At 68.9% G+C, this 26056-nt stretch carries 26 protein-coding genes, 1 pseudogene and 1 riboswitch; of the genes and pseudogenes, 16 read left to right on the plus strand and 11 right to left on the minus strand.

The window, feature by feature from the left end:
- Positions 1-72: 72 nt before the first annotated feature.
- Complete coding sequence (locus tag J4E04_RS17000) at positions 73-1170, plus strand: serine hydrolase (RefSeq protein ID WP_490149082.1); 1098 nt, start codon at positions 73-75, stop codon at positions 1168-1170.
- Positions 1167-1622: an ArsR/SmtB family transcription factor gene (locus J4E04_RS17005; protein WP_056446646.1), complete on the plus strand. Its 456-nt coding sequence runs from the start codon at positions 1167-1169 to the stop codon at positions 1620-1622. The genes J4E04_RS17000 and J4E04_RS17005 overlap by 4 nt, the downstream gene beginning before the upstream one ends.
- A 56-nt stretch (positions 1623-1678) precedes the next feature.
- Here J4E04_RS17005 and J4E04_RS17010 read toward each other — a convergent pair whose 3' ends face one another.
- Together J4E04_RS17010 and J4E04_RS17015 are read right to left on the minus strand one after the other, a co-directional pair.
- On the minus strand, positions 1679-3664 hold the full coding sequence (locus J4E04_RS17010; RefSeq protein WP_490149083.1) for a glycosyltransferase family 39 protein: 1986 nt from the start codon (positions 3662-3664) through the stop codon (positions 1679-1681).
- Complete coding sequence (locus J4E04_RS17015; RefSeq protein ID WP_490149084.1) at positions 3661-5034, minus strand: bifunctional glycosyltransferase family 2/GtrA family protein; 1374 nt, start codon at positions 5032-5034, stop codon at positions 3661-3663. The genes J4E04_RS17010 and J4E04_RS17015 overlap by 4 nt, the downstream gene beginning before the upstream one ends.
- Positions 5035-5128: 94 nt before the next feature.
- Here J4E04_RS17015 and J4E04_RS17020 point away from each other — a divergent pair, with 94 nt between their 5' ends.
- Positions 5129-5557 carry an HIT family protein gene (locus J4E04_RS17020; RefSeq protein ID WP_490149085.1) on the plus strand — a complete coding sequence of 143 codons (429 nt, stop codon included), beginning with the start codon at positions 5129-5131 and terminating at the stop codon, positions 5555-5557.
- Here the strand turns inward: J4E04_RS17020 and J4E04_RS17025 are convergent.
- Complete coding sequence (locus tag J4E04_RS17025; RefSeq protein ID WP_027504328.1) at positions 5517-6416, minus strand: LysR family transcriptional regulator ArgP; 900 nt, start codon at positions 6414-6416, stop codon at positions 5517-5519. The genes J4E04_RS17020 and J4E04_RS17025 overlap by 41 nt on opposite strands.
- A 76-nt stretch (positions 6417-6492) precedes the next feature.
- Between J4E04_RS17025 and J4E04_RS17030 the strand changes: the two are divergent.
- Positions 6493-7026: pseudogene (locus tag J4E04_RS17030) on the plus strand (LysE/ArgO family amino acid transporter); the annotation flags it as partial.
- On the opposite strand, the gene J4E04_RS17035 reads toward J4E04_RS17030, so the two are convergent.
- A complete protein-coding gene (locus J4E04_RS17035) occupies positions 6916-8556 on the minus strand; it encodes a sensor histidine kinase (protein ID WP_328813344.1) in 1641 nt (546 codons plus the stop codon). The pseudogene J4E04_RS17030 and the gene J4E04_RS17035 overlap by 111 nt on opposite strands.
- Positions 8553-9269, minus strand: coding sequence for a response regulator transcription factor (locus J4E04_RS17040; protein WP_027504330.1), 717 nt, complete (start codon positions 9267-9269; stop codon positions 8553-8555). Before J4E04_RS17040 ends, J4E04_RS17035 begins: the two co-directional genes overlap by 4 nt.
- Positions 9270-9387: 118 nt before the next feature.
- Positions 9388-9451, plus strand: a riboswitch (guanidine-III (ykkC-III) riboswitch).
- A gap of 15 nt (positions 9452-9466) precedes the next feature.
- Between J4E04_RS17040 and J4E04_RS17045 the strand changes: the two genes are divergently transcribed.
- Positions 9467-9781: a DMT family transporter gene (locus tag J4E04_RS17045; RefSeq protein WP_222650942.1), complete on the plus strand. Its 315-nt coding sequence runs from the start codon at positions 9467-9469 to the stop codon at positions 9779-9781.
- 73 nt (positions 9782-9854) lie between these two features.
- Positions 9855-10727 (plus strand): hypothetical protein, encoded by an 873-nt coding sequence (locus J4E04_RS17050; RefSeq protein ID WP_051612993.1) that lies wholly within the window; start codon positions 9855-9857, stop codon positions 10725-10727.
- A 12-nt stretch (positions 10728-10739) separates the two neighbouring features.
- Here the strand turns inward: J4E04_RS17050 and J4E04_RS17055 are convergent, their stop codons facing one another.
- A complete protein-coding gene (locus J4E04_RS17055; protein WP_307095650.1) occupies positions 10740-11444 on the minus strand; it encodes a dienelactone hydrolase family protein in 705 nt (234 codons plus the stop codon).
- Positions 11445-11455: 11 nt separating this feature from the next.
- Positions 11456-12541, minus strand: coding sequence for an alanine dehydrogenase (gene ald, locus J4E04_RS17060; protein ID WP_027504333.1), 1086 nt, complete (start codon positions 12539-12541; stop codon positions 11456-11458).
- 104 nt (positions 12542-12645) lie between these two features.
- Between ald and J4E04_RS17065 the strand changes: the two genes are divergently transcribed.
- Both J4E04_RS17065 and J4E04_RS17070 read left to right on the plus strand, forming a co-directional pair.
- A complete protein-coding gene (locus J4E04_RS17065) occupies positions 12646-13176 on the plus strand; it encodes an Lrp/AsnC family transcriptional regulator (protein WP_027504334.1) in 531 nt (176 codons plus the stop codon).
- Between the two features lie 138 nt (positions 13177-13314).
- Complete coding sequence (locus tag J4E04_RS17070) at positions 13315-14049, plus strand: anti-sigma factor (protein WP_051612994.1); 735 nt, start codon at positions 13315-13317, stop codon at positions 14047-14049.
- Positions 14050-14427: 378 nt separating this feature from the next.
- Here J4E04_RS17070 and J4E04_RS17075 read toward each other — a convergent pair whose 3' ends face one another.
- Both J4E04_RS17075 and pruA read right to left on the minus strand, forming a co-directional pair.
- Positions 14428-15501, minus strand: coding sequence for a proline dehydrogenase family protein (locus J4E04_RS17075; protein ID WP_490149086.1), 1074 nt, complete (start codon positions 15499-15501; stop codon positions 14428-14430).
- 3 nt (positions 15502-15504) lie between these two features.
- Entirely contained in the window at positions 15505-17142 is a 1638-nt protein-coding gene (pruA, locus tag J4E04_RS17080; protein WP_490149087.1) for an L-glutamate gamma-semialdehyde dehydrogenase, read from the minus strand.
- Positions 17143-17282: 140 nt separating this feature from the next.
- Between pruA and J4E04_RS17085 the strand changes: the two genes are divergently transcribed.
- On the plus strand, positions 17283-18965 hold the full coding sequence (locus tag J4E04_RS17085) for a PucR family transcriptional regulator (protein ID WP_037184496.1): 1683 nt from the start codon (positions 17283-17285) through the stop codon (positions 18963-18965).
- Here J4E04_RS17085 and J4E04_RS17090 read toward each other — a convergent pair.
- Both J4E04_RS17090 and J4E04_RS17095 read right to left on the minus strand, forming a co-directional pair.
- On the minus strand, positions 18950-19582 hold the full coding sequence (locus J4E04_RS17090; RefSeq protein WP_056446613.1) for a DUF2461 domain-containing protein: 633 nt from the start codon (positions 19580-19582) through the stop codon (positions 18950-18952). The two genes, J4E04_RS17085 and J4E04_RS17090, sit on opposite strands and share 16 nt — an antisense overlap.
- A gap of 64 nt (positions 19583-19646) precedes the next feature.
- Positions 19647-20783: an acyl-CoA dehydrogenase family protein gene (locus tag J4E04_RS17095; RefSeq protein ID WP_222646569.1), complete on the minus strand. Its 1137-nt coding sequence runs from the start codon at positions 20781-20783 to the stop codon at positions 19647-19649.
- Positions 20784-20889: 106 nt separating this feature from the next.
- Between J4E04_RS17095 and J4E04_RS17100 the strand changes: the two genes are divergently transcribed.
- From J4E04_RS17100 to J4E04_RS17130, 7 genes are all read left to right on the plus strand, one after another.
- A complete protein-coding gene (locus J4E04_RS17100; protein ID WP_056447480.1) occupies positions 20890-21462 on the plus strand; it encodes a TetR/AcrR family transcriptional regulator in 573 nt (190 codons plus the stop codon).
- A gap of 75 nt (positions 21463-21537) precedes the next feature.
- On the plus strand, positions 21538-22014 hold the full coding sequence (locus tag J4E04_RS17105; RefSeq protein WP_027504343.1) for a VOC family protein: 477 nt from the start codon (positions 21538-21540) through the stop codon (positions 22012-22014).
- A 43-nt stretch (positions 22015-22057) separates the two neighbouring features.
- Positions 22058-22735, plus strand: a complete 678-nt coding sequence (locus J4E04_RS17110) for a phosphodiesterase (protein ID WP_490149088.1) — start codon at positions 22058-22060, stop codon at positions 22733-22735.
- A 252-nt stretch (positions 22736-22987) separates the two neighbouring features.
- Positions 22988-23602, plus strand: a complete 615-nt coding sequence (locus J4E04_RS17115; protein ID WP_051612996.1) for an FAS1-like dehydratase domain-containing protein — start codon at positions 22988-22990, stop codon at positions 23600-23602.
- A 158-nt stretch (positions 23603-23760) separates the two neighbouring features.
- Entirely contained in the window at positions 23761-24321 is a 561-nt protein-coding gene (locus J4E04_RS17120; RefSeq protein WP_231476201.1) for a pentapeptide repeat-containing protein, read from the plus strand.
- Positions 24322-24610: 289 nt separating this feature from the next.
- Entirely contained in the window at positions 24611-24820 is a 210-nt protein-coding gene (locus J4E04_RS17125; protein WP_027504346.1) for a dodecin, read from the plus strand.
- A 78-nt stretch (positions 24821-24898) separates the two neighbouring features.
- Positions 24899-26047 carry a zinc-dependent alcohol dehydrogenase gene (locus J4E04_RS17130; protein ID WP_222627954.1) on the plus strand — a complete coding sequence of 383 codons (1149 nt, stop codon included), beginning with the start codon at positions 24899-24901 and terminating at the stop codon, positions 26045-26047.
- The last annotated feature ends 9 nt before the right edge of the window (positions 26048-26056 follow it).

Below are 26056 nucleotides of genomic sequence, written 5' to 3' on the forward strand. Positions count from 1 at the left end.
CAGCGCACCCGTTCGCGCTATGGTAATTCCGGAATTACGGAATAGCCGAACGATGCGACTCGAGGAGAACCGATGATGCGCACTCTCACCGCCGTGACCGCGGCGTCGATTCTGCTGGCCGGGTGCTCGTCCGCACCGCCGAGCACGGCCGAGCCGACGTCCACCACGACGTGCGCACCGGCCCCCGTTGCGGACATGACCACACCCGACGGCTGGATCAGCTTCGCCGCCGAGCACCCCGAATCGGTGTCCTTCGCGGTGGACGACGGGCTCGGACACACCGCCGAGCACGACGCGGACACGCCGCACCCCCTCGCCTCCGCCGTGAAGGTCGTACACCTCGGTGCCTACGCCCGCGCCGTGGCCGACGGCACGCTGGACCCGGACGAACGCATCCCTGTCGCCGACTGGCAGCGGTGGTACGCACCCGGCACGGACGGCGGTGCCCACATCGCTGCTCTGAATCGCCTCGGCATCGCGAACGACGGAACATCGCCGACGGATCCGGCCGCGACGGTGCGGCTCGACGACATGGTCACCGCGATGGTGCGTGAGAGCGACAACGGAGTGCCCGACTACCTCCGGTACCGCCTGGGCGACGACGCGTTGCGGGACGCCGCCGCAGCGGGCGGGTGGAGCGACTTCACACCACCCACCCTCGTCGGCGTCACGCTCGGCGCCCTCGACGCGACCGTCGACACGGACGATCTGTGGTCGCTCGCACAGCGGTTCGCCTTCGACGCCGACTTCCGCGCGACGTACGGAACGACCGCGCGACCGCGCGACGAGACGGAACTCCTCACGTACCTCGATCGGTTCGGCCCGACCGGGACGGCCGCCGAGCTCGCGCGATTCCACACCGCCGTCGCCGACGGTTCCTACGGCTCGGGGGTCGACACCGTCAGGCGCCACCTCGAATGGCAGGACCCGCCTGCGGACGCCGGGTTCGTGGCCATGGGGTTCAAGGGCGGAAATCTGCCCGGAGTTCTCACGCACGGCTTCGAGTTCCGCCGCGCGGACGGCGCCCCCGCCGTGGTGGTGTGGCTGAACCATGGTCTGACCGCAGCCGAGTACGAGTCCGCGACGACGAACCTGACCCAGCATCAGACGCTGCTCCTCGAGGCCGCGGCGGATCCGGCGACAGTGGGGCGGCTAGCCTGCATCTCGTGAGCGAGCTGGAGGCACGCGTCGCAGCCCTGGAGGCTCGGGTCGCGGCGCTCGAGGGGGACCCCCGACAGACGGCGGCGTCCACCGGGGGCCTCGTGTCCTACTCGGGTGACGTCCATCTGGCCGGCGACGTCACCTGGTCCATCGAGTACGTGCCCGACGCCGTGCTCGATCTTCCCCCCGACCGGGCGGTCGAGGTGCTGGCGGCGCTCGGCCACCCCGTGAGGCTCGCCGTGGTCCGCGCACTGTTGCGCGGTCCAGCAGTCGCCGCCGATCTCCAGGCGGCGGTGGGACTGTCGTCCGTCGGTCAGCTCTATCACCATCTGAAGACCCTCACGTCGGCGCGGATCGTCGAGCAGCACGGCCGGGGCGACTACCGGCTCGCCGCACGCACCGTCGTGCCCGCGCTGGTGCTGATGCTCGCCTCAGCCGACATCGCCGGAGAACTTCGCTGATGTGAGATCCGGTGCAGTGAACCGTGGTCAGCACGGTTCACTGCACCGGATCCGGGTCAGGCGGTGAGGTCGTACAGCGTCACGCCGTCCACGGTCTGGGCGGTGAAGGTCGCGGTGACCCACTCGCTGATCTCCGCCGAGGTACCGGACGCACCGCCTCCCATACCGCCGCCCGCGATGAACCAGTGGATCTCACCGTCGGCGACGTGCTGCTGGAACTCGGCCAGCGTCGGGGAGGGATCGCTGCCGTTGAAACCACCGATCGGCATGACCGGGTCCTCGGTCGCCAACTGGTAGCCCGACGCGGCATTGGACCCGATCGCCGCGGCGACCCAGGTGTACGAGTCCGAGTTCTCCTCGAGCAGGGCGACCATCTCGGCGCTCGGACTACTGCCATCGAGCAACCCGCCCATGCCGCCGCCACCGTCCGCGCCACCCGGCATCTGCGCGGCGCCACCCGGGAGCTGACCGGGCGCACCCGTCGGCGCCTGTCCCCCGGCGGGCATCCGGCCGGCACCGCCGTCGCGCATGCCGCGCCCGCCGTCCATGCCGCCACGCCCGAAGCCGCCACCGGTGTTCGGCCCGGCCGTGACGATGGAGCCCTGATGCGGTGTCGCGATGGTGTTCGCGGCGTAGGCGGTCGGTCCTGCGAGACCCGCGATCACCGCCGCCAGAACCGTGACCGCGGCGAGCCTACCGCGAGTCAGCCGCGGAACGAGCAGCCCCACGACCGCGAGCACACCGACCAGCACGACGACGACCTTCAGCCACGGAACGAAGGATGCGCTGCGGGACAACAGGATCCAGGACGTCACCACGGTCGCGACCACCGTCGCGGCGAGAACGATGCGTGCGACGAGGCGCTCGCGGGCCCGCCAGAGCGCCACGCTGCCCATGCCCACCAGCGCCGCGACCGCCGGCGCCAGCGCCACGGTGTAGTACGAGTGGAAGATGCCGGCCATGAAGCTGAACGTCAGCCCGGTGACCAGGAGCCACAGTCCCCAGACGATCAGCGCAGCGCGCCGCTGGTCGGTACGAGGAGCCCTGCCGCGCAGCACGATCGCCGCGATTCCCAGAATCAGCGCAGCGGGAACGAGCCAGGCGATCTGACCGCCCTGCGAGGCGTCGAACATCCGCAGGATGCCCGTCTCCCCCCACATTCCGCCGCCACCACCGCCGCCGCCGGGCGTGACCGAACCGGTCTCCTCACCGTTGAGCCGACCGAGACCGTTGTATCCCAGCGTCAGTTCGAGGATCGAGTTGTTCTGCGACCCACCGATCCACGGCCGCGACGACGCCGGCCAGAGTTCCACGACGGCGATCCACCATCCGGCCGACACGATCATCGCGCCCAGCGCGGCACACAACTGCAGGATGCGCCGTCGCAGCGACACAGGCCCGGCCAGGAGGTACGTCAGCGCCAGAGGGGGAACCACCAGCATGACCTGCAGCTGCTTGGTCAGGAAGCCGAGTCCGACCATCGTGCCGACGACCACGAGCCACCGGGTGCGACCGGTCTCGACAGCCCGCATCATCGCCCACACCGCCGCGATCATGAGCAGCACCAGCAGCGCATCGGGGTTGTTGAAACGGAACATCAGTGCCGCCACGGGAGTCAGCGCGAGAACCAGTCCTGCGAGCAGTCCGGTGGCCGGTCCCCACTGTCGCCGTACGGTGCGCCACAGCAGCGTCACGGAGGCGACACCCAGCAGGACCTGAGGCACGAGGATCGCCCACGAGTTCAGCCCGAACACCCGGACGGACAGTTCCATGAGCCACAGCGACATCGGCGGCTTGTCGACGGTGATGGAGTTCGCGGCATCGGAGGAGCCGAAGAAGAACGCCTCCCAGGACTGCGAACCCGCCTGCACCGCAGCGGAGTAGAAGGAGTTGGCCCATCCGTTGCTGCTCAGGTTCACGAGGTAGGCGACAGCAGTTCCCAGGATCAGGGCCGCAGCGGCCCATGGTTCCCAACGAGTACGGACCGGGCGCGGAGCCCCGTCGTGCATGCGATCTTCCGGGGCGGTGAGGAGGGTGGTCACGAGGTGGACTCCATCTGACGAGTGCGGGCGGAGGATGCGGCCCGGAAGACCCAGCGCAGCGCGACAAAGCGCGTCACGGTGGCGACCAGGTTGGCGAGAACGAGAACGAGGAGCTCGACGTGCTTGGACGCACCCGGAGCCCACTCGTGCAGGGCGACGAGAGAACCGGCGGTGACGAGCCACCCGAAGGCGAACACCGCGAGACCCTGAAGATGATGCGCCGCAGCCCCGTCGGAGCCTCGGACCCCGAATGTGAAGGCTCTGTTGGCGGCGGTGTTCAGCACTGCGGTGACGAGGAGCGCGACGAAGTTGGCGCCCTGCGCGCCGAGGATCGTGTGCAGGATCAGGTACAGCACCGCGTAGGCGACAGTGCTGGCGACGCCGACGAGCGCGAACCGCACCAGTTGACCGATCATGCCGACGGGCACTCCCCTCAGTTCGGAGACCTCGGTGGTGGAGGCGGTGGACGACAGGGGTCCACGACCCAGGCTGAGACGCAGGTCCGCGATCGGGAGGGCGCCGGTCGCGAGCGCACGCCCGACGCGCCAGCAGCCCTTCAGATCGGCCAGTGCGGTGTCGACGATGTCCACGCTCGAGTCGGGATCGTCGACCCAGTCGACGGGCACCTCGTGAATGCGGAGACCGACCCGCTCCGCGAGGACGAGCAGTTCGGTGTCGAAGAACCACCCGGTGTCCTCGATCAGCGGAAGCAGTTCCCGGACGATCTCGGTGCGCGCGGCCTTGAACCCGCACTGAGCGTCGGAGAATCTGGTCCGCAGACCCGTGCGAAGGAGGACGTTGTAGGTGCGGGAGATGAACTCTCGCCTCGCCCCTCGCACCACCCGCGAGGACGAGGCGAGCCGGGACCCGATCGCGAGATCGGAATGGCCCGATGCCAGCGGAGCCAGGAGGGGCACGAGTGCACCGAGATCCGTCGACAGGTCGACGTCCATGTACGCGACGATGTCGGCCTCCGACTCCGTCCACACCGCCTTGAGCGCGCGGCCGCGACCCTTGTCGTCCAGATGTCGCACCGAAACACCGTCGAGCTCCCGGGCGAGGCGCTCGGCGATCGACCGTGTCGCGTCCGTGCTCGCGTTGTCGGCGACGGTGATCACCGTCGACCAGGGAACGTCGGCCCGCAGGAAGGCGTGCAGCCTGCGGACACAGGCTTCGAGCGCGGCCTCCTCGTTGTACACGGGCACCACGAGCTCGACGGTCACCGTCCGCGCCGCACCCCCACCCGGCCCCGGCTCCCGCCCGCGCCCGGGCCCACGGCCTTCCCGCCCGTCACCGGCCGGCCTCCGGCCTTCCCGCCCGTCACCGGCCGGCCTCCGGCCTTCCCGCTCCACCACTGAGTTGGTTGTCATGCACCGAACACTCGTGCGCCGCCCCGGGACCGACCCGGGGCGAACCCGGGAAGTACCCGGGAGCCGATGCGGAGCCGACGAATAGAGTCGGCCCATGGCATCCGTGTTCAGCGCAATCATCGCCGGCGACATCCCGGGCCGCTTCGTGTGGGAGGACGACGACGTCGTCGGGTTCCTCACCATCGCCCCGGTCACGCAGGGTCACACCCTGATCGTCCCGCGAGCCGAGATCGATCAGTGGCAGGACGTCGATCCCACGACCTTTGGCTCGCTCACGTCTGTCGCTCAGACCGTCGGCAAGGCCGTCCTGTCGGCGTTCGACGCCCCTCGGGCGGGTCTGCTGATCGCCGGTCTCGAGGTGCCGCACCTGCATCTGCACGTGTTCCCGGCCTTCGACATGGCGGACTTCGACATCTCCGGCGCCGACACCTCCCCGTCGCCCGAGTCGCTGGACGAGGCGCAGGAGAAGATCACCGCAGCGCTCACGGCACTCGGCCACGGGCAGCACGTCCCCCGTCGCTGATCGGTCGTCCGAGAACCGCCCGCGCGGCTCCGACGATCGCCGCGGCCACCGTGTCGAGCGCCGGCGACGACAGCGTCCATTGCTGCCAGTGAAGCGCCACGTCGATCACGGTGTCGTCGAGTTCGACGACGTCGAGTCCGCCGCGCTGCTGGTCCGGCAGCATGCCCCAGCCGAAGCCCAGATGCACGGCACGCGCGTACTCGGTGGACGACGGCACCAGGTGTCGCGGCGGCACCGACGCGGACACGCCGTGTCGCGAGAGGTAGCGATCCTGCAGCGCGTCCTTCTCGTCGAACACCACGACGTGGGCTCGGGCCAGGGCGTCCGGAGTGACGCCGTCGTCCAGGAATCGAGTCACGAACGACGGAGACGCGCAGGGGCGGTACCGCATCGAGCCGAGCCTGGTCGAGGTACAGCCGCGGACAGGTGTGTCCACGGACGTGATCGCCGCCGTCACCGTTCCACCGCGGAGCAGTTCGGCGGTGTGGTCCTGATCCTCTCGATGGATGTCGAGGATCACGGAGCCCGCCAGTGGCGCGAGCGCCGGCAACACCCACGTGGCCAGGGAATCCGAGTTGACGGCCAGCGACACCCGAGCGACGTCGTCCGCGGCGCGCAACTCCCGCACGGCGCCGTCGGTCAGAGTCTGGATCTGCCGGGCGAGCCGGAGCAGCACGACGCCGGACTCGGTCGGCATCACGGGCTTCGTGCGCGAGACGAGAACGGCACCGACCCGCAGTTCCAGCGCTTTGATGCGCTGACTCACCGCCGACGGTGTGATGTGCAGCGACCGCGCAGCCGCTTCGAACGTGCCGTCGTCGACGACGGCACGCAGGGCCTCGAGCTGGTCCGACTGCATGATGTGAAGCTACGCTCATCAGTCCTGAAAAACATGAGCTGGACTACATCGTCGGGTTCGACCTAGCGTTCCGGTCATGTCCTCCCTGTTCGTCGGCTTCGGTGTCGGCCTCTCCCTCATCGTCGCGATCGGCGCACAGAACGCCTTCGTTCTCCGTCAGGGCATAGCACGACAGCACGTGCTCGCCGTCGTCCTGGTGTGCGCTCTGTCCGACGCGGTCCTCATCCTCGCGGGAGTCTCGGGCATCGGCGTGGTCGTCGAGACCTACCCCACGGCTGTCACCGTCGTCACGGTCGCCGGCGCCGTCTTCCTCACCGTGTACGGACTCATGGCCTTCCGACGGGCACTGCGCCCGACGAGTCTGACCGTCGGCGGGAACGGAGCGAGTGTGTCGCTGCGGTCCGCGGTCCTCACCTGCCTGGCACTGACGTGGCTCAACCCGCACGTCTATCTGGACACCGTCGTCTTCCTCGGCTCCGTCGCCAATCGCGAGACCGGGTCAGCGCGCTGGTGGTTCGCCCTCGGCGCGACGCTGGGCAGCATCGTCTGGTTCACGGCCCTCGGATTCGGCGCGCGATTCATGACGCCGATCTTCGCCAGACCCGTCGCGTGGCGTGTGCTCGACGTCCTGATCGGTGTGGTCATGCTCCTCATCGCCGTCGTCCTGGTCGAGGGGCTCGTCTCCGGCTGACTCCACCCGTCCACCCGGACGCCGGCCCGCCAGGGGCAGCTCCACGCGGAACGTCGCACCCCGGCCGGGCGCGCTCGCCACCGAGACCCGACCGCTGTGGGCCGCGACCAGCGCGGACACGATCGACAGACCCAGACCACTCCCGCCGCTCTCTCTCGTGCGCGAACGATCCGCCCGATAGAACCGCTCGAAGACGCGCTCGGCATCGTCCTCGGTGAGTCCCGGCCCGGTGTCACGAACCTCCAGAACAGCTGTCTCACGGACGGTTCCGACCGCCACGGTGATCGACGCCGTCGGCGGGGTGTGCCGGAGCGCGTTGCCCACCAGGTTGCCGAGAACCTGGCGCAGACGCGCATCGTCCCCCAGCACCTCCGGCACGCCGCTGCCCTCGAGCACCTGCAGACTCACGGCTCGTTCCGGAGCCGTGGCGGCCGCATCGTGCACCGCGTCCGCTGCGATCACGAGGAGGTCCACGGGGCTCCGATCGAGCGGACGCTGGGCGTCCAGCCGCGCCAACATCAGCAGATCTTCGACGAGCAGACCCATCCGCGCCGACTCTCCCCCGATACGGGTCATCAGCAACTCGGTGTCGGTCATGGCCCCCTGCCGGTAGAGCTCGGCGAAGCCGCGGATCGTCGTCAGCGGGGTCCGGAGCTCGTGGGAGGCGTCGGCCACGAAACGGCGCATCCGGTCCTCCGACGCACGTGCCGCGTTCTCGGACTCGCGCGCCGCGTTCTCGGACGCCTCCGTCGCAGCGAAGGCGTGCTGGATCTGGGCGAGCATTCCGTTGAGTGCCGCGGACAGTCGCCCCACCTCGGTGCGTTCGTTCCACTCGGGAACGCGTCGATGCAGATCCCCGGACGCGATGGCCGCGGCCGTCACCTCCACTTCCTGCAGCGGCCGCAGGCTCCGGCGCACCAGGAAGTACGCGGCGACACCCAGCACCACCAGCACTGCGAGACCGATGGACAGTTGCAGAGTCACGAGCCTGGAGACGATGGCCTCGTTGCCCGCCAGCGGAATCGCGACCGTCGTCTGGCCGTCCTCGTTCGAGACGGTCACCGTGCGCCACGACTCGTCGGGATCGCCGACCGATCCGACAGTGGTCGGCGTGGCGGTCAGGACGCCGGTCAGATCGGGCTGATCGTCCCCGACATCGTTCACGGGAGTACGCACGGTGCCGTCCGCCGCCACCGAGCGGACGTAGAACGCCGTGGGCGGACGCTGCGGGTTCGCCTCCTCCGGGGGCGGTCCGAGGAACCGCTCCCCACGAGGCCTGGCCCAGCCGGACGCCGCCTCCATGAGCTGTTCGTCGACACGTTGGGTCAGCGTGTTCTGCAGTGCCGAGGTCACGGCCACACCCGAACCGACGAGACCGAGGGCGACGAGAAGCAGCAGCACCGACACCAGGGTGACGCGGAGCGGGACGGCACGTAGGTGCCGCTTCACCGTCGCGGTTCCCGCAGGACGTAGCCGACGCCTCGCAGTGTGTGGATCAGCCGGGGTTCCGTCGTGTCGACCTTCCTGCGCAGGTACGACACGTAGGACTCCACGACACCGACCTCACCCCCGAAGTCGTAGTGCCACACGTGGTCCAGGATCCGGGGCTTGGACAGCACCGTCCCGGAATTGACCATGAGGTAGCGCAGGAGCGTGAACTCCGTCGGGGACAACGAGACGGGTTCGCCCGCCTTCCACACCTCGTGGGTGTCGTCGTCGAGCTCGATGTCGGCGAACGTCAGGCGTGACGGCTGCGCCTCCGGACCGCGCACCGACCGGCGCAGGATCACGCGCAGGCGCGCCACCACCTCCTCGAGGCTGAACGGCTTGGTGACGTAGTCGTCCGCACCCATGGTCAGACCGGTCACCTTGTCCTCCACCGAGTCCCGTGCCGTGAGGAACAGTGCGGGCGCGTCGATACCGTCGGCGCGCAGTCGGCGGAGCAGCCCGAAGCCGTCCATGTCGGGCATCATCACGTCCAGGATCAACGCGTCCGGCCGGAAGGTCCGGGCGACGTCCAGAGCCGCGGGCCCACCCAGCGCCGTGCGGACCTCGAAACCCTGGAACTTCAGACTGACCGACAGCAGTTCGACGATGGTCGGCTCGTCGTCGACCACCAGTACCTTCGCCTCGGCGGTGGTCTGCGGTCGGGGAGTCGTCATGACGGAATTCTCGCTCACGAGTGCCATGGTGTCCGGCGTTGCTGGTTCCTGCCCGGGGTGTCGCTGTGAGGTTCCTGTGAGCCCCGATCCGGCGTCGTGTCCGCTTTGCTACCGTGGAGGACAGACTGCGACACAGACCCGGACGAGCGCACCGTACCCGGCCAGCGACAAGACGGTGCCGGGAGAGTCGACTACTCATGGCATGGATCATTCTGGTGTTGTCGGGCGTGTTCGAGGCCGTCTGGGCCACCGCACTCGGCAAGTCCGAGGGCTTCACGAAGCCCGTCGCCACCATCGTCTTCGGTACGGCGCTCGTCGTCAGCATGGGCGGTCTCGCCTTCGCCATGCGGACCATCCCGACCGGCACCGCCTACGCGGTGTGGGTGGGCATCGGCGCCTCGCTCACCGTCGTCTACGCGATGGTGTCCGGCACCGAGTCCGCGACGCCGATCCGCGTCGCCCTCATCGCAGGGCTCGTCGGGTGCGTCATCGGACTCAAGCTCGCCCACTGACCGCGCCCCCGGCCGTCCCGCCGTCCCATCCCGACCGGCCTCCGGCCTTCCCGCCGCGGGTTAGAGTGACCCCATGAACTGGGTGTCCGCGGTCACACTGCCGGTGCGTGTCGGATTGGCTGTCGCCGAGTCGGCGGTCGGGGTGGCCGAGTCGGCCGTCGCGACCACCCGGATGGCGCTGGCCGCAGGCGCTTCCGGGTCACTCGACGCCATCACCCTGGCCAATCCTCGGAGCGGCCCGCTGCAGCTTCTCGGACAGTTGGCCGAGCTCACCTCCGACGACCGCGCACTGGGTCACGCGCTGCGGCCCGGTGGCCCGCTGGACCGACTGCTCGAGCCCGGTGGCGCCGTCGACAGGTTGACGAGCAAGGGCGGCACCCTCGATCGACTGCTCGAGCCCGGCGGTCCTCTCGAACGCATCCTGGCGGACGACGGCCCCCTCACCCGAGTCCTCGCGGAGGACGGTGCGCTGGATCGCCTCCTCGCCGAGGGCGGTCTGCTCGATCGACTCACGGCCGTCGACGGACCCATCGAGCGCCTCACCGCGAAGGACGGCCCTGTCGAACTCCTGACCAAGGAGGGCGGCGTGATCGAGGCGCTGACCCGTGAGAACGGGGTCATCGACAACGCCCTCGCCAAGGGCGGGCTCGTCGAGACGCTGCTCGGTGAGGAAGGCGCGATCCAGCGGCTGACGGCACGCAACGGTCCGCTGGATCAGCTTGTGACCGTCGCCGAGTCGCTGAGTTCGCTGGCGCCCAACCTCGAGCGCATGAGCGTCAGCGTGGAGATTCTGCAGGACACCGTGGACGTCCTCGCCGCTGCGGTGAACCCGCTCGGCGAGCTGGTGGGCAAGCTGCCGAGCCGCTGGGTCAAGAGTCGCGGCGCGGTCGAGCCCAAGACGGGCGAGGTGCGCGGGGCGCTGCAGGGTCCGGCCGTCGGCCGTTGAGCCTCGTGGGCGTCAGCGCGACCGGACGTGCTCGCCGAAGAAGGTGAAGACCCGAGCGAAGGCGTCCTCGGCCTGCTCGTGCTGATAGCCGAATCCGGTGACGCGCATGACCAGTGCACCCGGACCCGATCCGAAGTCGTTCGCGAAACTGTGGCCGGCACCGGGATAGGTCACGACGTCGTGGGCAACGCCCTTGTCCTGCAACACCTTCTCGAGCTTCGGGCCCGCGCCCGGCAGCATCGGATCGCGCTTGCCGAAACTCGCGACCATCGGGCACGTGCCCTCGAGGGCCGACTCGATGTGACGGGGCAGGATGCCGTAGAACGGCGCGCTCGCCTCGAACCCCCGGGGCGCCAGCGCCAGAGCGAAACCTCCACCCATGCAGAACCCGACGATGCCCACCGCGCCGGTGGTGTCGGCGCGCGCGGTGAGGGTGTCGCGGCACGCCAGCAGGTCGTCCACCGCCCGGCCCGAGCGCGCGAGAAGCGACCGGAACACTCCTGTCACACACTTGGCGCGACCACCGCGGGCGTAGAGATCCGGCACCAACGCGACGTAGCCCTGGTCGGCGAAGCGCCGGGCGATGGACCTGATGTCGTCGGTCATGCCGAACACGTCGTGCACGATCACGACGGCGGGCCAGGGCCCCTCCCCTGAGGGGATCTCGAGTGTCGCCTCGATGCGATCTGTTCCGGTGTCGACCTCGATGACAGTCATACCGGCCGACTCTAGCGACCCAGCGCCGTTCTCACGGTGTCCGACAGCAGGTTGCCGGCGTGCACGCTGAGACCGTCTGCGAGCCCGGGAACGGTGGCGCACGCCTGCTCCCAGCCCTGGTCGGCGAGAGCGAGAACGAACGGGAGCGTCGCGTTGGTCAGCGCCTGCGTCGACGTGCGGGGAACCGAGCCCGGCATGTTGGCCACGCAGTAGAAGATCGAATCGTGCACCGGGAAGGTGGGATCGTCGTGCGTGGTGGGACGCGAGTCCTCGAAACACCCGCCCTGATCGATGGCGATGTCGACGAGCACGGACCCCGCCTTCATCCGTGCGACCAGTGCGTTGGACACCACCGTCGGGGCCTTGGCACCCGGGACGAGGACCGCCCCGATGACGAGGTCGGCGGCCACGACGGCCTGCTCGAGCTCCCACCTGTTCGACACCACGGTCTTGACCTGGCCGCGGTACTGCGCGTCGATGGTTCGCAGCTTGGCGATGTCGAGGTCGAACACCGTCACGTCCGCACCGAGCCCGTGTGCCATCGCCACGGCGTTGGATCCCGACACCCCACCGCCGATCACCACCACCTTGGCCGGACTCACTCCCGGAACGCCGCCCATCAGCACGCCGCGGCCGCCCGTCTGCGCCATCAGGTGATACGCCCCGGCCTGGGTCGCGAGCCGGCCGGCGACCTCGCTCATCGGTGCGAGCAACGGCAGACTGCCGCCCGCGCCGGTCACCGTCTCGTAGGCGATCGCCGTGGTGCCGGACGCGACGAGGGCATCGGTGCATGCGGCCGACGCGGCGAGATGGAGATAGGTGAACAGGACCTGGCCCGACCGCAGCCGGTGGTATTCGGCCTCGATCGGCTCCTTCACCTTGAGCAGCAACTCGGCCCGCGCCCACACCTCGTCGGCCGAGTTCGAGATCTCCGCGCCGGCAGCCTTGAAGTCGTTGTCCGAGAACGACGATCCCGCGCCCGCCTCGGTCTCGACGACGACGCGATGACCGTGCACGACCATGTCGTGCACTCCCGCCGGGCTCGCCGCCACCCGGTACTCGTGATTCTTCAGTTCCCGAGGTATGCCGATTCTCATGGTGCGCCCTTCGCCTCTACCGGATGACTCGTCATGTCCGATAATCGTGAACTTCGTTCGACCGAGCCGCAATCGAAGTGACGATAATTTCGTAGACTGGCCTCATGGACATCGAATCGTCGAACACAGGTCTGTCCGCCCCGGTGCGACCGAACAATCTTCGGGCGGCATCTCTGGACCGCATCGATCGCGTCATCCTGCGTGAACTGGCGAACGACGCCCGCATCCCCAACAACACCCTGGCCGCCCGCGCCGGGATCGCCCCGTCGACGTGTCTGGGACGCGTCCGTTCACTGGTCGAGCGCGGGGTCGTCCGCGGTTTCCACGCCGACATCGATCCGGCGGCACTGGGGCAGGGCCTGCAGGCCATGATCGCGGTGCGGCTGCTGGCGGGTGCCCGGCGCCACCTGGGCGAGTTCGCGGAGTCCTTCACGACGTTCCCCGAGGTGCTCGACGTCTACTTCATCGCCGGTGCCGACGACTACCTGATCCACGTCGCGATGACGGACTCTGCGCACCTGAGGGACTTCGTCGTCCAGAACCTCAGTGCTCATCCGTCGGTGGCCGCGACCGAGACCACACTGATCTTCGAGCACCTGCGGCCGCGACTGGTCGACGAGGGCGGACCGAGCTGACGCCCTCCGCCCATCCGGTGCGGCGAGCGCACCGAATACCCGGTGTATCAGCCAGGAGAGCACGGCCGTGGATGTGACGGGGGTACTTTTCGCCCACTCTTACTGACCCACCGACCACACGCATGGAGGCAGCCCGAGATGAGCGATCACGGTTCGCCCGAACGACCCGTGCAGCTGCCGGATCGGGACCTTCTCGAGCTCGCGTACCTGTGTGCCCTCGACGCCATGGCAGCCTCGGAGCAGTACGAGACCATGACTCGCCTCGACGACACGGACGCCCACACCAGGCGGAGGTTCGACGCGATCGTGCGTGACGTCCGCGAGACGATGGCCGTGACGTCGGACGCGACACGCACTCCCGCCCCCGCCGATCTCCGGGTCCGCATCCTGGGGGCCGTGGAGGACACGGCGCAGGTCGACCCCGACGGCGCGACAGTCCTCCCCCTTCGTCCCAGCCGCCGACGCGGATGGCGCATCGCCGCGATGGCGGCCGCCGCTGCGGTGGTCGTCGGTGTGGGCGGGGCGGTGGCCGTGCAGCAGAACGCGACTCCGTCGGCTCCCACCGCGACCGTCGCGGCACCGCTCGAATCCCCGGTGGCCGGAGGCGGCACCATGAGCGTGCAGTACACCCCCGGTGACGAGCGCGCCGTGCTCCGCATGACGGATGTCGCAGCGCCTCCCGCCGGATCGGTCTACCAGGTCTGGCTCATCGAGGGCTCGCCCGTGTCCGTCGGGACGATGGATGCCGACGACCTCTCCCAGCCGGCATCCGTGCCCGTCGACGGCGCCACCGCACTGTCAGTGACCGTGGAACCCGCGGGCGGATCACCGTTCCCCACCTCGGGCGCCGTGGCGCGCGTCGCGCTCGTCTGATTCCGTTCCGGATCGGATCCACCCGGAGTCGAACATGTGTTCGACAACCGTGTAGGGTGGGTGACACTGCACCACCCGACGTCAGACCTTCCCTCGTGACGTGTGATTCCCGAGGAGACGTCCGTGATGAACCGTCGGCGCCGACTGCACCTGATGAACGGTGTCTGGCACGAGGAGGCGCCGGCCACCTGCGGCAATGGTCATGTGCTGCAAGCGCGTTCGGTTCTCGTGGGAGCCAGGTCGTGCTCGTGCGGCATCGGTCACCATCGCACGCACCACTGCCGCACCTGCGGTGACACCGTCTTCACTCCCGCCCTCGGCGAGGGGTGCCGGGACGGGAGCTTCGACGGACGCGCGAATCGCGCGCGCGGCGAGGGGTCAGGAGCGGGTCAGCAGTGACCGGAGGAAGAACGTCAGGTTCGCCGGACGCTCCGCCAACCGCCGCATGAAGTACCCGTACCACTGCGTACCGAAGGGCACGTACACGCGGACGCGGTACCCCTCCGACACCAGGCGTGTCTGCTCACCGTCGCGGATGCCGTAGAGCATCTGGTACTCCATGTCGTCCGGTCCACGTCCCAGTTCGGCCGCGTCTCGTCGCGCCGCCTCGATCATGCGGGGATCGTGGGACGCCACCATGGGGTAGCCCTCCCCCTCCATGAGCACCCGCAGGCACCGCTCGTACGAGGCGTCCACGTCCGCCTTCTTCTGGAAGGCCACACTGGCCGGTTCGCGATATGCGCCCTTGCACAACCGGATTCGTGATCCGGGACCGGAGAGCTCGCGGCAGTCCTGTTCGGTGCGGTGCAGGTACGCCTGCAGGACGGTGCCGAGAGTCGGGAAGTCCTTGCGGAGCTCCCGCACGATCGCGAGAGTCGAGTCGGTGGTGGTGTGGTCCTCGGCGTCGACGGTGACCCACACTCCCGCGGCGTCCGCGGCGGCGCACACCTTGTGGGCGTTGGCGAGGGCCACGGCGTGGCCGTCGTCGGGGAGCGACTGTCCGAGCGCCGAGAGCTTCAGCGAGATCTCCAGCGGGAAGGCCGGAGGCCGGCCGGAGGTGGGCGGGAAGGCCGGAGGCCGGCCGGAATTGGACGGGAAGGCCGGAGGCCGGCCGGAGGTGGGCGGGAAGGCCGGAGGCCGGCCGGAATTGGACGGGGAAGCCGGAGGCTGTGGGGTGTGGAGGCGTGAGTATGCCTGCAGTAGGGACAGATACGCGTCGACGGTCGCGGTGGCCTGCGCCGCGTCGGTGGTGTCCTCACCCAGGTGATCGACGCTGACGACGCGGCCGGACCCGAGCAGGTCGGCGACGGCACCGACCACCTCCGGTTCGGTGCTCCCGGCGATGAAGCGTTCGACGAGCGACCTGGTCAGGACGGACCGCGCGACGACGCGTTCGAGGTGGCGCGATCGCCCGGCGGCGAGCAGGACGGGGCGGAGCGGGTTGGTGGCCATCGGTCAGACTTCCTGGTGAGGGTAGGTGTGGTCCACGGCCGGCACGAAGGTCTCCTTGATGGTGCGCGCGGAGGCCCACCGGAGCAGGTTCTGCGGTGATCCGGCCTTGTCGTTGGTGCCCGACGCGCGAGCACCGCCGAACGGCTGCTGCCCGACGACGGCGCCGGTCGGTTTGTCGTTGACGTAGAAGTTGCCGGCGGCGAAGCGCAGGGCCTCGGTGGCCTGCGTGACGGCGGCGCGATCGTCGGCGATGATCGATCCGGTCAGGGCGTACTTCGACCCGCTGTCGACCATGGCGAGCGTGTTCTCGAACGCACCGGGCTTCGAGTCGTCGTAGACGTGCACGGCGAGGATCGGGCCGAAGTACTCGGTGTGGAACGCCTCGTCGCCCGCGTCGTCACCGAGCAGGATCGTCGGGTCCACGAAGTAGCCGACGGAATCGTCGCAGGTGCCGCCGGCGGCGATGGTGATGCCCGGGGTGGACTTCGCGCGCTCGAGTGCAGCCGCGTTGCGGTCGAAGGCCTTCCGGTCGATGACCGCCCCACCGAAGTTCGACAGATCGGTGACGTCGCCGTAACGCAGCGACGACGCGGTGTCGACGAGCGTGTCCCCCATCCTCTTCCACACCGACGACGGCACGAAGGCCCTCGACGCCGCGGAGCACTTCTGACCCTGGAAGTCGAAGGCACCGCGGATCAGCGCCGTGGTGAGCACGTCCGGGTCGGCGGAACTGTGGGCGACGACGAAGTCCTTGCCACCGGTCTCACCGACCAGTCGCGGGTAGGTGTCGTAGCCGGCGATGTTCTCGCCCACCTCGCGCCACAGCCGCTGGAACGTCGGTGTGGAGCCGGTGAAGTGGATGCCGGCGAGACGACGATCGGCGAGGGCGACCTCGGAGACGAGGGGTCCGTCACCGAGCACGAGGTTGATGACGCCGGGGGGCAGTCCGGCGGCCTCGAGAAGCTGCATCGTCAGGTACGCGGCGACGGCCTGGGTGGGCGACGGCTTCCACAGCACGGTGTTGCCCATGAGTGCCGGCGCCGTGGGGAGGTTTCCCGCGATGGCGGTGAAGTTGAACGGGGTGATGGCGTAGACGAAGCCCTCGAGGGGGCGGTATTCGACGCGGTTCCAGACGCCGGGCGCGGAGATCGGTTGTTCGGCCATGATCTGTCGGGCGAACGAGACGTTGAAGCGCCAGAAGTCGATCAGCTCGCAGGGTGCGTCGATCTCGGCCTGGTACGCGCTCTTCGACTGCCCCAGCATGGTGGCAGCCGCGATGGTCTCGCGCCACGGCCCGGCGAGGAGATCGGCGGCGCGGAGGAAGACTGCGGCGCGCTCGTCGAAGGGCAGCGATCGCCACGCAGGTGCGGCGGCGGTCGCCGCGTCGATGGCGTCGCGCACGTCCTGGTGGGTGGCATTCGCGAACGATCCGATGACGGACGCGTGCCGGTGCGGTTGCACGACGTTCTCGCGTGAGCCCGTCGCGTCGCGGTGGTTTCCGCCGATGACCTGGGTGATCTCGGTGGGCGTGGCGGCGAGTCGGTCCAGATGGTGCGTGAGCCGCGCTCGCTCGGCGCTGCCGGGTGCGTACGTGTGCACCGGCTCGTTCAGGGGGGTGGGTACTGCGGTGACGGCGTCCATGTCGGTCCTCGGTGTCGGGTCTTCGTGCCGGGTCGGTGGGTTCAGCCAAGCGGACGCGGCATCCTCGATATTCGGCCCAGCGTCCAAAGAAACACACCGACCCCTGTCCGATCGGACGAAGGACATTTAGAGTGCACGGCATGACCCGCACCTCGTCGACCCTCGACTCGATCGTGCGTGCGCTGCACTCCGCCTTCGTCGAGGTGCTCGTGGCACCGGCAGGGTCGGACGTGCCGATCGGGTCGGTGACGCTCGTCGACGCCGACGATCTGGCCGCCGAGCTCTACACGACCGCCGCCGCGGCGGACCTCTATCTGCTGGCGGGTGTGCGGGAAGCGGACGCCGTGGCGTGGTTCGACGACCTGGCGACGCGGAGCAGCGACCTTCGACCCACCGCGGTGATGTCGAAGATCGCCGCCTCGTCCACGCTGATGCAGCACGCGGCTCGCACGGCCGGCGTCGCTCTCGTCGCGGTGCACACGCAGACCCGCTGGGACCGCCTCCTGTCGATGGTGCGCGGCGTGCTCGACCATTCCTCGCCGTCGATCACCACACCTCCACCGTCGTCCGCGGAACCGTCCGAACTGGCGGGACTGGTGGGCGCGGACACCGATCTCTTCGGGCTGGCGCACACCGTCGCGGTGCTCACGCGCGGGATGGTGAGCATCGAGGACCAGCGGTCGCACGTGTTGGCGTACTCGGCGTCGGACGATCAGGCGGACGAGCTGCGGACCCTGTCCATTCTCGGACGAGAAGGCCCCGCGGAGTATCTCCGGCGACTCGAGCAGTGGGGTGTGTACGACGCGGTCCGCCGTTCCGACGAGGTCGTCGAGGTGCCGGCGCACTCCGATCTGGGTATCCGACGGCGACTGGTCGCCGGTATCAGAACGACTGCCACGCAAGATGGTTCGGGCACACCACGACTGGTCGGCACGCTGTGGATCCAGGAAGGTCGTCGCCCGCTCACCGACGATGCTCCGAGCGTGCTGCAGGGGGCGGCCGCGGTGGCGGCACGGTTGATCACGCGCATCCTCGAGGCACCCACCAACGAGGCGGTGCAGATCCAGCGACTGCTCGGCGCTCGTGGCGGTGGGGTCGATGTGCCCTCACTCGCCGCGGCGCTGTCCATCCCGACGGACGGGCCGGCGGCGGTGATCGGTCTCGCCGCGCTGGACGGCGCCGCGCCCGATGCCCCCTCGTCGGCCACGATGGCCGATCTGTCCGGCGCGATCCGACTGCACGCCAGTTCCTTTCACCGACTGTCCCTGGTCACCACTCTCGGCGACCGCATCTACGTCCTCGTCCCACGGACCCGCGCGGAGACCTCGGTGCCGTCGTGGACTCGCCGGTTGCTCGAGGGCATCGAGGCACGCACGGGGATCCGGTTGCGGGCCGCGGTGGCATCGCCGGTGGCCGCCCTGTCCGAGGTCGCCGCCGCTCGCCGCGAGGTCGATCGCGTCCTGGACGGGACCGCCGGAGCAGACGACAGGGTGACCACACTCGCCGATTCGCGGACGTCCGTGCTGCTCGGTGAGATCGTCGATCTGCTCCTCGCGCACCCCTCGCTGCACGATCCGCGCATGGCGGCGCTCGTCGAGTACGACGCACGCACGTCCTCGTCGCTACGCGAGAGCATCGCGACGTATCTGCGGCACCCGTCCGACGTGCGCCGGGCCGCGGCCGACCTGCACGTGCACCCGAACACGTTGCGCTATCGGGTCCGACGGGCCGAGGAGATCACCGGGACGGACCTGTCGGATCCCGCCGCGCGACTGCTGATGGAACTCCAGTTGGCCGTGCTGGCACGTCAGGCCAGTACCTGACGGCACCATTCGAGAAGTGGTGTGAGATCACGCCAGGCGCCACGGATGTGATCGGCGCACTCTGCTGTGTCGAGCCACGGCGGGCAGCCGAAGGACCGTCCTGCCGTCAGGGACTTGTGGCGCAGCAGATCGATGCGGGGATGATCCGCGTCGTAGCCGCGCGGCGAGGTCTTCAGCCGGTCACCGCCGCGGTCGTAGCCGCGGCTCTCGAGATCGGCCACGATTCGCGCGAGCTCCGACCCGCGGACCTCGTCGTCGACGACGGCGCGGAACTGGGCGATGGAGTCGGACGTGGACGCGTAGAACCCGCCGGCGACCATGAGGCCGGAGGCGTCGACCTGCACGTACCACCCCGTGGACGGGGCCACCTGCACGTAGGCACCCTGGTGCGTCTTGTACGGCACCTTGTCCTTGGAGAAGCGGACGTCGCGGTGCGGCCGGAAGAGCTTGGCCGTCCCGAACTCCTCGGCCAGTAACTCCGTGAGCGCGGTCATGGGCGCGCGGACCGATTCGTCGTAGACGTGCTTGTGTTCGGCCCACCAGGTCTTGCTGTTGTCGACCTCGAGATCCTCGTAGAAATCGAGGGCGGCCTCCGGGATTCCGGTGAACGAGCTCATAGCGGGAGGCTATCGCCCCGTGCGCCCTGTGCGTACCGCTGGATGCGCATAGTGCGTACGGGGGTCAGGCCAGCGACCGGCTGATCACCAGACGCTGGATCTGGTTGGTGCCCTCGAAGATCTGCGTGATCTTGGCGTCGCGCATGTACCGCTCGACCCGGAAGTCTCGGGTGTACCCGTAGCCTCCGAACACCTGCACGCCGTCGGTCGTCACCTTCATCGCCGCGTCCGTCGCCACGAGCTTGGCCACGGAGGCCTGACGTGAGAACGGCAGTCCGGCATCCTTGCGGCGTGCCGCGTCGATGTACGTCGCCCGGGCCGAGTCCACCGCCGCTGCCATGTCGGCCAGCACGAACCCGAGCCCTTGATGATCGATGATCTTGCGGCCGAACGTCGTCCGCTCCTGCGCATAGGCCACGGCATCGTCGAGCGCGGCCTGGGCGATGCCGACGGCGACGGCGGCGATGCCCAGCCTCCCGGCGTCGAGGGCACTGAACGCGATGCCGAGCCCCTGCCCCTCCTCGCCGATGCGGCGATCGGCCGACAGCACCGCGCCGTCGTAGTGGGCGGCCGTCGTGGGTATCGCGTGCAGCCCCATCTTCTCCTCCGGAGCTCCGAAGGAGAGCCCCTCGAGGTCGGCGGGCACGAGGAAGCAGGAGATGCCCCGCGAGCCCTCGCCGGTGCGCGCGAAGAGCGTGTAGAAGTCCGCCTTGCCGCCGTGCGTGATCCAGGCCTTCGACCCGGTGACGGTGTACCCCTCCGGACCGGCCACGGCCTTGCAGGAGAGGGCGGCCGCGTCGCTGCCGGCCTGTGGCTCCGAGAGGCTGTAGGCGCCGATCGTGCGCCCACCGAGCATGTCCGGCAGCCACCGCGACTTCTGGTCCTCCGACCCGAAGGACATCAGCGGGTGGCACGAGAGCCCGTGCACGCTCACGGCGACGGCCACCGCGGCCCAGCGCGACGCCAGTTCCTCGAGCACCTGCAGATAGACCTCGTAGGACTGACCGCCGCCGCCCCACTCCTCCGGATACGGCAGGCTGAGCAGCCCCGCCTCGCCGAGCGTGGCGAAGACGCCGTCGGGATAGGTCTCGGCCTTCTCGTGTTCGTCGACGATGGGGTCGAGGACCTTGTCCGCGATGTCGCGGGTCAACTGGAGAAGGTCACGTGCGTCGTCGTTCGGCAGCAGTCGTTCGACAGCCATGGGTCCTCGTCTCGGTCGCGGATCGGATGAGGCGGCACCAGTACTGCAGCGGGCCCCTCAGTACTACGACAGTACTGCATGGCGTTCTGCAGTACTGTCGCTCACCATGACAGCAGCTCACGCGACGGCGCGGCGCGCGCAGCTCTTCGATTCCGTGGTGGCCCTGTTCCTGGCCGAAGGCTTCGCGCACCTCACTCTCGACGACATCGCCGCCCGCCTTCGGTGCTCGAAGAGCACGCTGTACACCCTCGCCGCGAGCAAGGACGACCTCGTCCGCTCCGCCGCGGTGCACTTCTTCACCTCGGCAGCGGTCCGCGTGGACGCGGCCTCCGACGCCGCGACGGGCACCCGCGAGCGCCTCGCGGCGTATCTGGGCGCGGTCGGTGAAGCACTCGCGCCGGCGTCGGAACGGTTCATGACCGACCTCGCCGACTTCGAGCCGTCGAGGCTCGTCTACGAACGCAACACCGCCATCGCGGCCGAGCGAGTCCGCGGCATCATCGACGACGGGGTCCGCGCCGGCGACGTGCGGGACGTCCACGCCGCGTTCGTCGCCGACGTCGCCGCGTCGGTGATGGTCTCGATCCAGAGCCGTGCCCTCGCCCGTCGCACGGGTCTGGACGACGCCGCCGCCTACCGGGAGCTGGCCACACTGCTGACTGCCGGCATCGCGCGATGACTTTCGCCGTCGGCCGGAGTCGACACGGCTGACGGGTCGAGTTCGCTCCGCCATCCGAAGACGAAGGACCTCACGATGCAGAAGATCACCCCCACACTGTGGTTCGACGACCGGGCCGAGGAGGCCGCGGAGTTCTACCTCTCGACGTTCGGCACGGGAGCGATACTGAACGTCAGCCGCTACGGCGACGGTGGACCCGGCGCCCCGGGCCGCGCGATGATGGTCGACTTCGAGCTCTTCGGTCAGCGATTCAACGCCCTGAACGGGGGACCACAGTTCCCGTTCACCGAGGCCATCTCCATGGCTGTCAGCTGCGACGGGCAGGAAGAGGTCGACCGCTACTGGAACGCGCTCACGTCCGACGGTGGATCCGAGGGCCGGTGCGCCTGGTGCAAGGACAAGTTCGGGGTCTCCTGGCAGATCGTCCCGGTTCAGCTGATGCAGCTGATGAGCACCCCGGATCCGGCGGCGTCCCAGCGCGTCGTGCAGGCCATGCTGTCGATGTCGAAGATCGTGGTCGCCGACCTGCAGAAGGCCCACGACGGAGCCTGAGCGGCGACGTTTCCTCACGTCACACACCGGGCAATCCCCGAGCGTGAACGAGACGTCGATGCCCGTGCGCGTGCTCGCCCTGCCGTTCGGGCTGGGGTCGGCGCTGCGCCACGCCAAGCTGTTCCATCCCAACGGGAAGGTTCTGACGGGCACACTGCGCCGTACCGCCGAGGGCGACGCCGGACTGCCCGTGGGCACGTGCGAGGTGACGGTGCGCCTGTCCACCGCGCTCGGGCTGCCCCGACGAGTTCCCGACGTCGCGGGTCTCGCGTTGCGTCTTCCGCAGACCGACCGGGCCGACGGTGCCTGGGACATCCTCCTTGCCAGCGCCGGGCGGGACGTCGTGACGCGGTGCGTTCCGCTCCCGGTGCTCGCGTTCGAGACGGCCTCCTTCTCGACGCTGATGCCGCTGCAGTTCGAGGGTGGTCAGTGGTGGGTCCGCGCGCGGGCCGTCGCCGCGCCGCCGCTGCCCACCCTGGACTCCATCGTCGACGCTGTACGTGCGAGGCCGCTGGTCTTCGAGTTCGAGCAGGCCGAGGGCACCGGGGCGTACGTCCCGCTGGCCGAACTGACGCTCGGCTCGGTCGACCAGTCCGGTGGCGACCTGTCGTTCGACCCGATCCGGCGCACTCCCGACAGTGTCCGGCCCGGTCCGGAATGGCTGCGGTCCCTCAGGGCGAGGGCCTACCTCGACAGTCGACGCGGCCGGTCCGACACCTGACCGGAATGCGACCGACTCAGGTTCCCTGACCGATCTCGCGCCCACACCCCACTCAGCGCGCCACACCCCTGTCGACACGCGGCACAGGGTGTGCCCCTCACGAAACCCGTGCACGCCGGCGGCGACCACGCACCCGCGCACCCGACCGACGGGGTTCGACTGCCGCATTTGTGGATATTCACACGCGAAGTAGGATTTGTTCACATACGCGTGTGCCGATGGGGGTGGGCGCGTCCCAGGGGAAGGCTCCACGTGACCAGCAATTCGGTGACCGACGACTCCGTGACAGGTGCTCACGAGACTCGCCCGCTCGTTCCGCACGAGCCCGATCACCGGTTCGAACGCAGCTCCCGCCTGGTCGGACACGCCTACGTCATCCCCGACTACTACGAGGTCGGCCGCGAGAAGATCCGCGAACTCTCCCGCGCCATCCAGAACGAACATCCGGCGCACCACAAGGAGGCCGCTGCGGCCGAGTTGGGATACGAGGGACTCGTCGCGCCCGCGACCTTCGTGAGCGTCGTCGGATCCATCGCCATCGACTATCTCTTCGCGCACATCCTCGTGGAGTACGAGATCACGGCAGTCATGCAGACCGATCAGAGCTTCGTTCTGCATCGCCCGGTCATGCAGGGAGATCAGCTGGTGTCCACTCTCCAGGTGCTGTCGATCCGCCAGTTCGCGGGCAACGACATCCTGGTGGTCCAGAACCATCTGACGTCGCACGGCGAGGACGTGTGCACCAGCACCACGACGTTCATCGCGCGGACCGATGCCGACGTGGACCCGCGAGCGGCGGCTCTCGTCGACGCCGTGCTCCCCGCCAGCGTGCCGCGGATGGGCCCCACCGCCCGCCCGACCGCCTGACCGCCTGCATTCCGACCGACCCCGGCCTTCCCGCCACACCCCGACCGGCCTCCGGCCTTCCCGCCACACCCCGACCGGCCTCCGGCCTTCCCGCTAGAGTCCCCCGTGTGGAGGACGAATTCGCCGACCGGTCGTTCGAGGACGAGAACTACAACGAGATCGACGCACACGGCCAGCGGTGGGACAGGCGTTCGTACACGTCCTGCAGCTTCATCGACGCGGACCTCGGCGGTCTGACCACCCACGGTGTCGTCTTCACCGACTGCGACTTCTCCGGCGTGGATCTGACGGACTCGACGCACATCGGGTCGGCCTTCCGCAACTGCGAGTTCCGGCGGAGCCGATTGTGGCACAGCACTTTTCGCAGCACATCGTTTCTCGGTTCCGCCATCGCGGACTCGCGCATCACGCCCGCGGTCTTCGACGAGGTCGACCTCATGCTCACCTCGCTCGGCGGTCTCGACCTCCGCGGACTCGACCTCACCGGGGCGCGCCTGCGTGACGCCAACCTCGTCGGGACCGATCTCCGCAAGGCCACTCTGCGCGGTGTCGACTTCGGCGGTGCCCGCACCTCCGGGCTCCGGTTGAACGATGCGGATCTGCGGGGCAGCATCGCCGATGCCACGTTCTGGACGTCGGCCGTGCTCGACGGAGCCCGCATCGACACGGTCCAGGCACTCGCCTACGTGCACGCGCACGGTCTCACCGTCTCGGACTGAGTAGATCCGACCTCCGCCCGACTCCGAATAGAAGACGGACACGGCCTCCCCGCCCGCGTGGTCCGTGCGGGAAGGCCGTTCCATCGGCAGGCTGTGGTCTCAACCTCACCGGGCGTCCACGCCGACGCACGCGCCGCCGCTGCCGCCGCACGTCTTCTACCCGAGCCACCCACTTCCGAAACGGACACAGGTGCTCGACCGCGTCGAACCGCGATGATCGGAACCCTGGACCGGACGACACCCGAGGACGCACGATGACGGGGAACTGTCACCGAGTGAAGGGCACACCATGAGCGACAACGTCTACCGCGTCACCGAGATCGTCGGAACCTCGACGGAGGGTGTCGACGACGCCATCCGCAAGGCCATCTCCCGCGCGAGCAGCACACTGCGGGAGCTCGACTGGTTCGAGGTCACCGAGACCCGCGGACACATCGAGAACGGCGCGGTCGCGCACTTCCAGGTGACGCTGAAGGTCGGCTTCAAACTCGACGACTGAGTGATCGGCGGGCACCGAATCGAGATTCACCCACCTGTTCGGTGTTTCCCCGCACGCGGGCCGGGTAGATCGCACCGCGTGAAAGCCATGACTTATCGAGGCCCGTACAAGGTCCGAGTGCAGAACAAGGACATGCCGACCATCGAGCATCCGAACGACGCCGTCGTCCGGGTCGAGATGGCGGCCATCTGTGGATCCGATCTCCACCTGTATCACGGCATGATGCCGGACACCAGGGTCGGGACGACGTTCGGTCACGAGTTCATCGGCGTGGTCGAGGAGGTCGGGCCGTCGGTCCGGAACCTGACACCGGGCGATCGGGTCATGGTGCCGTTCAACGTGTACTGCGGGTCGTGTTTCTTCTGCGCACGCGGCCTGTACTCCAACTGCCACAACGTCAATCCGAATGCGACGGCCGTCGGCGGCATCTACGGGTACTCCCACACGTGCGGCGGGTACGACGGAGGTCAGGCACAGTACGTCCGGGTACCGTTCGCCGACGTCGGGCCCTCGATCATCCCGGACTGGATGGACGACGAGGACGCGCTCCTGTGCACCGATGCCCTCGCCACCGGATACTTCGGCGCGCAGCTCGCGGACATCGTCGAGGGTGACACCGTGGCGGTGTTCGGAGCCGGTCCCGTCGGGCTGTTCGCCGCCACGTCTGCGTGGCTGATGGGCGCCGGCAGGGTGATCGTCGTCGACCACCTCGAGAACCGTCTCGCCAAGGCCCGCACCTTCGCCCACGCCGAGACGATCAACTTCGCGGAGCACGACGACCTCGTGGTGACCATGAAGAGGGCCACCGACCATCTCGGTGCGGACCGCGTGATCGACGCGGTGGGCGCCGAAGCCGACGGGAACTTCCTCCAGCACGTCACCGCCGCGAAGTTCACACTCCAGGGCGGGTCCCCCATCGCCCTCAATTGGGCCATCGACAGTGTCCGCAAGGGCGGGACGGTCTCGGTCGTGGGCGCGTACGGGCCCATGTTCAGTGCGGTCAAGTTCGGCGACGCGATGAACAAGGGGCTGACCCTGCGCATGAACCAGTGCCCCGTCAAGCGCCAATGGCCACGCTTGTTCTCGCACATTCGTAACGGCTACATCAAGCCCAGCGAGATCATCACCCATCGAATTCCGTTGGAGCACATCGCCGACGGTTACCACATCTTCTCGTCCAAGCTCGACGGCTGCATCAAGCCGATCGTGCTGCCGAACGCGAGCTGAGAGGACCAC

The sequence above is a fragment of the Rhodococcus sp. NFXS4 genome (genome assembly GCF_058139645.1).

What these genes read in the sequence shown, in the direction of transcription:
- pruA (WP_490149087.1), bottom strand. Translation starts at nt 17,142, where the DNA reads ATGGACGCCGTCACCGCAGTACCCACCCCCCTGAACGAGCCGGTGCAC.
- J4E04_RS17000 (WP_490149082.1), top strand. Translation starts at nt 73, where the DNA reads ATGATGCGCACTCTCACCGCCGTGACCGCGGCGTCGATTCTGCTGGCC.
- J4E04_RS17070 (WP_051612994.1), top strand. Translation starts at nt 13,315, where the DNA reads ATGAGCGATCACGGTTCGCCCGAACGACCCGTGCAGCTGCCGGATCGG.
- J4E04_RS17105 (WP_027504343.1), top strand. Translation starts at nt 21,538, where the DNA reads ATGCAGAAGATCACCCCCACACTGTGGTTCGACGACCGGGCCGAGGAG.
- J4E04_RS17045 (WP_222650942.1), top strand. Translation starts at nt 9,467, where the DNA reads ATGGCATGGATCATTCTGGTGTTGTCGGGCGTGTTCGAGGCCGTCTGG.
- J4E04_RS17090 (WP_056446613.1), bottom strand. Translation starts at nt 19,582, where the DNA reads ATGAGCTCGTTCACCGGAATCCCGGAGGCCGCCCTCGATTTCTACGAG.
- J4E04_RS17065 (WP_027504334.1), top strand. Translation starts at nt 12,646, where the DNA reads ATGGACATCGAATCGTCGAACACAGGTCTGTCCGCCCCGGTGCGACCG.
- J4E04_RS17085 (WP_037184496.1), top strand. Translation starts at nt 17,283, where the DNA reads ATGACCCGCACCTCGTCGACCCTCGACTCGATCGTGCGTGCGCTGCAC.
- J4E04_RS17100 (WP_056447480.1), top strand. Translation starts at nt 20,890, where the DNA reads ATGACAGCAGCTCACGCGACGGCGCGGCGCGCGCAGCTCTTCGATTCC.
- J4E04_RS17015 (WP_490149084.1), bottom strand. Translation starts at nt 5,034, where the DNA reads ATGACAACCAACTCAGTGGTGGAGCGGGAAGGCCGGAGGCCGGCCGGT.
- J4E04_RS17075 (WP_490149086.1), bottom strand. Translation starts at nt 15,501, where the DNA reads ATGGCCACCAACCCGCTCCGCCCCGTCCTGCTCGCCGCCGGGCGATCG.
- J4E04_RS17095 (WP_222646569.1), bottom strand. Translation starts at nt 20,783, where the DNA reads ATGGCTGTCGAACGACTGCTGCCGAACGACGACGCACGTGACCTTCTC.
- J4E04_RS17025 (WP_027504328.1), bottom strand. Translation starts at nt 6,416, where the DNA reads ATGCAGTCGGACCAGCTCGAGGCCCTGCGTGCCGTCGTCGACGACGGC.
- J4E04_RS17125 (WP_027504346.1), top strand. Translation starts at nt 24,611, where the DNA reads ATGAGCGACAACGTCTACCGCGTCACCGAGATCGTCGGAACCTCGACG.
- J4E04_RS17020 (WP_490149085.1), top strand. Translation starts at nt 5,129, where the DNA reads ATGGCATCCGTGTTCAGCGCAATCATCGCCGGCGACATCCCGGGCCGC.
- J4E04_RS17050 (WP_051612993.1), top strand. Translation starts at nt 9,855, where the DNA reads ATGAACTGGGTGTCCGCGGTCACACTGCCGGTGCGTGTCGGATTGGCT.
- ald (WP_027504333.1), bottom strand. Translation starts at nt 12,541, where the DNA reads ATGAGAATCGGCATACCTCGGGAACTGAAGAATCACGAGTACCGGGTG.
- J4E04_RS17055 (WP_307095650.1), bottom strand. Translation starts at nt 11,444, where the DNA reads ATGACTGTCATCGAGGTCGACACCGGAACAGATCGCATCGAGGCGACA.
- J4E04_RS17040 (WP_027504330.1), bottom strand. Translation starts at nt 9,269, where the DNA reads ATGACGACTCCCCGACCGCAGACCACCGCCGAGGCGAAGGTACTGGTG.